Origin of the sequence: Subdoligranulum sp. APC924/74 (assembly GCF_003324125.1) — a bacterium.
GTDB lineage: Bacteria > Bacillota > Clostridia > Oscillospirales > Ruminococcaceae > Gemmiger > Gemmiger qucibialis.
The window spans coordinates 1-6,237 of record NZ_PSQF01000129.1; the positions used below are offsets into that span (position 1 = coordinate 1).

A 6,237-nucleotide genomic window follows, 5' to 3' on the forward strand; every position below is an offset into this window, starting at 1 on the left:
ACCGCATAATTCTAAGTGCCGATACGGCGAGCGAGGTGCGGCAGATGCTAAGCCAAAAGCGCAGATAATACTGGATGTCTTATCGAGCATTTTGGCAACGCAGATGCCGTGCCGCAGCCGCCGGAGCGGTGTTTAAGCCGTCAGGCGGGAATTGTGCGGTGTTGCCCTAAAATTGTACTTCGTGCGATGTTCGTTATTACAGAAAGCTTTTTGGCAGGATAAGGCGCATTTTAAGATGTATGCACCACTGCCGCAGAAAGGAACGGAAACCGGTATGAAAAAGTTCAGGATTTGGATTTTGGCCGCGCTGGCAGCAGCGCTTTGCCTGTTGTGTGGGTGCAGTGCAGAAGATTTTGCCCTGCCGCATGAAGTGCAGCTTGCCGTTGGCCAGCAGTGCGCACTGGCCGGGGAGCTGCGGTTTACCGGCAGCCTTTCCGATATTACGCCGCAGGACCGGGCAGAGTTTGCCCAAGCTGTGACCGATGCAGTGGTACATATTGCTTCGACTGACCCCAGTGTGGCCGCAGTAGACCAGGACGGCAACGTGACCGCTGTGACCCCCGGCACGGCAACCGTGTTGGTAAGCTGTGTGGACCTGGATTTTTATGCCGAAGTGAACATTAATGTTGTGGAAGCCGCCACGCCGGAAAGCGCAGCCCTCGCGACCCCGGAGACTGCTGCCCAGTCGACCCCGGAAACAGCCACGCCGGAGAGCGCTGCGCCGGCGACCCCGGAAACAGCCACGCCGGAGAGTGCTGAATCCGCAACGCCTGAAACTGCTGCTACTCCAGAGACCGCTACCCCGGAAACGGCTACCCCCGAAAGTGCAGCTCCGGCAACACCGGAAAGCGCCGCCACACCCGAAACAGCAAAAACGGCCACGCCGGAAACTGCGGCCCCGCCCGAAATGCCAAGAGCAACCGAAGCCCCAGCTGCAACCCGGGAAGAAACAACGGCTGCTGACGAAAAAACAAGAGAACCGTTCCGCGAATTTTTGAAGAAAGCAGGCAGCACCGTGGCAAACTTTTTTGGCGGGTTGTTCGATAAGAGCAAGAGCACGGAATGATGCCTGACCGTGAGAATCCGCCCAAAAAGCAAAGAAAAAACGGAAAGATAAACAAAAAGTATTACACTTGCCAAAATTGAAAAAATGTGTTAAGATAACACTATAATTTTATAGCAATATGACAGATGGCAAGTCCACAAAGGAGGCAGTGTCGTTGAAAATCTATGAATCCGCAGAGGATTACCTGGAAAAGATCCTGATGCTGACAGAACGCAACGGGGAAGTCCGCTCCATCGACATCGCTACCGAGATGGGCGTTACCAAGCCGAGCGTGAGCATTGCAATGAAAAATCTGCGTCAGGCCGGTTATATTTCGATGGATGGTGCTGGGTATATCACCCTGGAGCCGCCGGGACTGGAAATTGCCACCCGGATTTATGGCCGCCACAAAAAGCTGACCCGCTTTTTTGTTGCACTGGGTGTGGACCCTGTCGTTGCTTCCCACGATGCCTGCAAGATCGAGCATGACCTGAGCGCAGAAACCTTTGAAAAGCTGGTGGCTTTTGCCGAAAGCCAGCATATGCTGAAGGAATCCTGAGTTTTTTATAAGAATCATGATGCCCCGGACGAGAAACGTTTTTCGTCCGGGGCATTTTTGCTGCAGTGTGCGCGCTGTATGTGATATAGAGCCAAATAAAATCCGCCTCGGCAAAAAACTCTGCCGGGGCGGTAATAGAATCATGCGGGATTGCTTCAGCTTTCCGCAACACCAAAGAAGAACTTGTTCAGGCGGTACTTGTTTTCTTCATACAGGCCAATGTGCTTGAACAGATCCTTGTAATAGGTGGTCAGCTCAAACCGAGTGGTCAGCACATCAAAGGGGTTCAGGTGGTGCACGGCGCTGTCTGGGTTTTGCACATAGTTGTAAATGGGGGTGGAAAGCGCATAGAACTGCTGGGCGTAGCGGATAAAGCTTAGATTGAAATACAGGTCCTCGCTGTAGTCCAGTTCCTCATTGCAGCGCACATCGGGGTGCTCACGCACAATGTCGGCGCGGTAGAGCTTGTTCCACATCACGCCGTAATAAAAGCTGGCGGGCTCCTGCATCAGGCCACAGGCAAATGCGTCTTTATTCAGGGGGCCTTCCATCAAAAAGCCGAAAGTCTGCACCCGGTGCTGCGGATCCAGGATGGGGTCCAGCACACGCTCCACCACGGTATCCCGCATGGTTTTGGGCAAGCTGACCGGTGGTTCAATGCGGTTGTAGTGGGCAATCACCATATCGGCGTGGCTGGCTTCCGCTTTCTGTACCAGCAGCTCGGTGGCATAGGGCTGGATGAAATCATCCGCATCCACAAACTGAAAGTATTTGCCGTGGGCTTCCTGCATGCCAAGGTTGCGGGTGGCGGAAACTCCGCTGTTGTTTTTGTCGATCACCACAATGCGGCGGTCAATACCGGCATAGCTCTGGCAGACGGCATAGCTGACATCCTTGCTGCCATCGTTGAGCAGAATGATCTCCAAATTCCGGTAGGTCTGGCGGCGGATGCTCTCAATACAGCGGGCAATATGGTCTGCTGCGTTGTAAACAGGAACAATAATGCTGACTAGCGGCTGGTTCTGCGGTTCGGTAGGCATGGCGGGCCTCCTTATATAAAAACGGTTAGGTTGTTGTCTTTACTATAACGCAGAACCTGCAATTTTGCAATAACACAAATACCGCAGGCTGTGCCCCGGAACATTTTGGTGTTGCGGTTCGGCCTGCGGTATGGTTTTGCTGGCTTTATTTGTTTTTTAGGACGTCGATTCCGTCCAGCTCCACAGCGGGCACATAGTAGGCAGAAAAGGTGTGCAGCGTCTGGTCGACATCATCGCCGTCGCCCAGGGCAGCGGGGCCCTCATCAATCGTGTATTCCCACATGGGCAGGTAGTAGGCGGCGCTCCCCTGCACATAGGTCAGGCGCAGGTTGGCAAGGTGCTCCGGCTCTGCGGCGGGGTCAACCGCTTCCGCCGTGTAGCTGTCGGTCAAAAACTCTCCGTTGGCCAGCCGCTTGTCAGCCTCGGCGCGGGAAACGCTGGTGTATTCGCCCAGGGGCTCCACGGTGCGGTCCGTTTCATGCAGGCTCAACAGATTGCCGTCGGTATCTACGCTGACCAGCAAGTAATGGAAAGAATCCGCCGCGAACTTGACAAAGAGGGAAGAGGGCTGGCCGTAGATCGTGCTGTCGCCTCCATCCGTCACATCGGTATATTCACCGCCAAGCAGAGAGGTAAAGAGGGAACCGTATTTCTCTTGCAGGTCGGCGGCAATCACGCGCTCTTCCGCAAGGGCGGCAAAGGTCTTCACCTCGGCAGAGCTGTTGCAGACCACACTGGTGCACAGGTCGTTGGAGACGGTGATTGTCAGCCCACCGGGCCAGTCGCTTTCGGGAATGTTCAGCTGCAGCTGTGCGGCATCAGAGAGATAATTCAGCACGGAAGAATCTGCATCCCACCCGTTCTGCTCGGCGGATTCCTTTATATTAGATACTGTTTTGGAGATGGTATCGGCGCTGTCCCTACTGAACGTGGCGGTGTCAGCCAGTGTGGTATCCAGCCCAAGAGCATCCAGCACCGTGCGAAGACGGGCTTTCATGGCATCGGTATTGTCGGCGGCATCCAGCAGGCTGTTGCGGTAGACCGGCAGGCTGGCAGGGAGAACAACATCCGCGGAACTGCCTAAAATTAGACTTTCGCCGAAATACAGCTCATCGGCACTGTGGGCCAGCAGGGAAGAACTGCCGGAAGCGCCGCTGCCAAGCAAAATATCGCTCAGAGCCTGCAAGGGGCTGCTGTCATGCATCGTGGATTTCAGGGAGGAGGACAACGGGGCATCGGCAACGCTGTCTGCGGCGGCATCTGGTTCACTGCCCTCCATGCTGAATGCGCTGAAGGTATCGGGACTGTTGGATTCCTCATAGGCGGGGGCGCTTTCGTTCAGATCAGCGGTCTCGGCGGCCTGGCTGACCCCGGCGGAACGGTCCTGACTGACCATCGCCGCCCCTAACAAAACAAGACAAAAACAAGCTGCTGCCGGAACAAAATGCCGGAATTGCAACGGAATGGTGTGCTTTACGGGGGTTTTGTTGGCAGATTCAATCAAATCATCATCAATTTGCCCGATCGCGCGGAATAAATCGCGGGAGCTCACAGGCAGACACCTTCTTTCTCTAAGTAGGCTTTCAGTTTGGTGCGCATCCGGTGCAGGGTAACGCGCACCTTGCTTTCGCCAATACCGTAGCGCTTGGCAATGTCGGCGGTGGCGTCGCAGTACCAGTACCGCCGAATAAAAATGTTGCGTGCCTGCTCCGGCTGGCTGCGCAGAAACGCGCTGATGGAGCGGGCTGTTTCAGCGCTTTCTACCTCCTGCGCGGTGTGGTCTCCGGCGGGCAGGCAAAATTCCAGCTCTTCCAGCACGGCTTCGGTCTGGCCGCCGCCGCGCTTTTTGGCATTTTGCCGCTCCCGCAGGTCCAGTGCCAGGTTGCGGGTAATGCGCCCCAGGTAGGGTGCAAGCTTGTCCGGCCGGTTTTGCGGCATGCTGTTCCAGGCGGCCATCCAGGTGTCATTTTCGCATTCTTCGGCATCTTCCTGGCTGCCCAGCAGGTTCATGGCAATCTTGCGGCAATAGGCGCCAAACTTTTGTGCGGTCTGTGCAATGGCCTGCTCGTCCCGTGCCCAGTACAGCGTAACAATGTCGGCATCAGTCATTGCGGCACACCTCGCTTTCCTCTTACTATTTATATAATAGGGGAATCACCCCCAAATGTTACAGGCAGAAAAGTAAAAAAACGCACCCCGGCGGGCGGGATGCGGCAAATAATACAAATCAGAGCATATGTTTTTTGTGCAGTACCCAGGCAGCAATCCCACAAATAGCAAGCGTAAGCAAGCAGACAATGACAAATCCATAATCAGAACCGGAAAACGGCATGCCGTCAATGTCCACGTTCATGCCATACAAACCGGAAATAACGGTCGGGACAGCCATCAACAGGGTAACGGAAGTCAGGTACTTCATCGCATTGTTCAGGCGGTTATCCAAAATTGAGCTGAACAGCTCGCGGGTGCCCTTGATATCATCGCGGTAGATGCTGGTCATCTCAATGGCCTGCCGAATCTCAACGATTACATCGTCCAGTAGTTCCATGTCATCAGGGTACTGTTCCAGCCGCTTGTAGCGGGTCAACCGGTCCAAAACCGTGCTGTTGGCACGCAGTGAGGTTGCGAAATATACCAGGGTGGATTCCAACCCATGCAGCTCCATCAAGTCACTATCGCGCAGGGTACCGGTCAGGTTTTTCTCAATTTCCTGGCGGCGGCGGTCGATCAGGCGCAGCTCCTGCTGGTACATCGTGGCGGCGCGGTACAGAATCTGGTACACAAAGCGCATCTTCTTTTTAGTAGAAAAGCCGCGCACCCGGCAGGAAGCGAAATCAGACAATACGGGGGTATCTACGGAGCAAACCGTGGTGATGGTGGTCTGGGTCAACAGAATACCAAGGGGAATGGTGGTGTATACGCCCTCGGCGGCGCCATCCACCTTTAAGGGTATATCCACAATGATGACGGTATAACCATCTTCCAGGCTGATACGCGCGGATTCTTCCGGGTCAAGGGCGGCCTGCACATCAGCGGGCTCAATATCTAAGGTGGCGGCAACCTCGCGGATCTCCTCCTGGCTGGGGGCAGTCAGGCAGATCCATGTGCCTTCCTCAATTTCGTCTGCGCGGGTTAAGCGCCGGTTGACGGTTTCGTATATCGCCAGCATGGAAAGATCACCATCATTTCTTTGTTAAATCACAGATTTTAGTATACTTGCTTTGGACCCAAAGCGCAAGTATGGAAGATAAATGATTTGGGAAAGATGGGGAAGCAGGGGATGGAGAAGGCTATTTGTATTATAGGAAGATGTGGGGGAAAGGATAAAAAACGGGGACAAAAAGAAAAGGAATAGAGAAACCACGTTAAAGCGTCCATATGCACCCTGCCCAAAAATAAATCGAAAAAATTATGAAGAAAACCGAAAAAAGGTGTTGACTTTAGGCGAAAGTGTGGTATTATAAATAAGCTGTCGCGCAAGACAGCAGCTCTTCAAAAGTCAAATAAAAGCGATGTACCAGCAAAAACGCAGCGGGGAACCGGACAGCGTGCGGGTGGAAAGCTTTTAAAAAGGCGTTTGGAAAGCTCAAAAA

General features: G+C 54.0%; 6 protein-coding genes. 2 read left to right on the forward strand and 4 right to left on the reverse strand.

The features are described 5' to 3' along the window. The first annotated feature begins 274 nt into the window (after nt 1-274). Nucleotides 275-1,066 carry an Ig-like domain-containing protein gene (locus C4885_RS15035; protein ID WP_207657606.1) on the forward strand — a complete coding sequence of 264 codons (792 nt, stop codon included), beginning with the start codon at nt 275-277 and terminating at the stop codon, nt 1,064-1,066. A 154-nt stretch (nt 1,067-1,220) separates the two neighbouring features. Further along, nucleotides 1,221-1,604, forward strand: a complete 384-nt coding sequence (locus C4885_RS15040; protein WP_114001117.1) for a metal-dependent transcriptional regulator — start codon at nt 1,221-1,223, stop codon at nt 1,602-1,604. Between the two features lie 155 nt (nt 1,605-1,759). On the opposite strand, the gene C4885_RS15045 is transcribed toward C4885_RS15040, so the two are convergent. The 4 genes from C4885_RS15045 to C4885_RS15060 form a co-directional block, all read right to left on the reverse strand. Next, nucleotides 1,760-2,644, reverse strand: coding sequence for a glycosyltransferase family 2 protein (locus tag C4885_RS15045; RefSeq protein ID WP_114001118.1), 885 nt, complete (start codon nt 2,642-2,644; stop codon nt 1,760-1,762). Between the two features lie 145 nt (nt 2,645-2,789). Then, nucleotides 2,790-4,040 (reverse strand): hypothetical protein, encoded by a 1,251-nt coding sequence (locus C4885_RS15050; RefSeq protein ID WP_147237861.1) that lies wholly within the window; start codon nt 4,038-4,040, stop codon nt 2,790-2,792. A gap of 152 nt (nt 4,041-4,192) precedes the next feature. Then, nucleotides 4,193-4,753: an RNA polymerase sigma factor gene (locus C4885_RS15055; RefSeq protein ID WP_114001120.1), complete on the reverse strand. Its 561-nt coding sequence runs from the start codon at nt 4,751-4,753 to the stop codon at nt 4,193-4,195. Nucleotides 4,754-4,871: 118 nt separating this feature from the next. Beyond that, complete coding sequence (locus C4885_RS15060; RefSeq protein ID WP_114001121.1) at nt 4,872-5,813, reverse strand: magnesium transporter CorA family protein; 942 nt, start codon at nt 5,811-5,813, stop codon at nt 4,872-4,874. Nucleotides 5,814-6,237 lie beyond the last annotated feature (424 nt).

What these genes read in the sequence shown, in the direction of transcription:
- C4885_RS15045 (WP_114001118.1), bottom strand. Translation starts at nt 2,644, where the DNA reads ATGCCTACCGAACCGCAGAACCAGCCGCTAGTCAGCATTATTGTTCCT.
- C4885_RS15050 (WP_147237861.1), bottom strand. Translation starts at nt 4,040, where the DNA reads ATGGTCAGTCAGGACCGTTCCGCCGGGGTCAGCCAGGCCGCCGAGACC.
- C4885_RS15035 (WP_207657606.1), top strand. Translation starts at nt 275, where the DNA reads ATGAAAAAGTTCAGGATTTGGATTTTGGCCGCGCTGGCAGCAGCGCTT.
- C4885_RS15060 (WP_114001121.1), bottom strand. Translation starts at nt 5,813, where the DNA reads ATGCTGGCGATATACGAAACCGTCAACCGGCGCTTAACCCGCGCAGAC.
- C4885_RS15055 (WP_114001120.1), bottom strand. Translation starts at nt 4,753, where the DNA reads ATGACTGATGCCGACATTGTTACGCTGTACTGGGCACGGGACGAGCAG.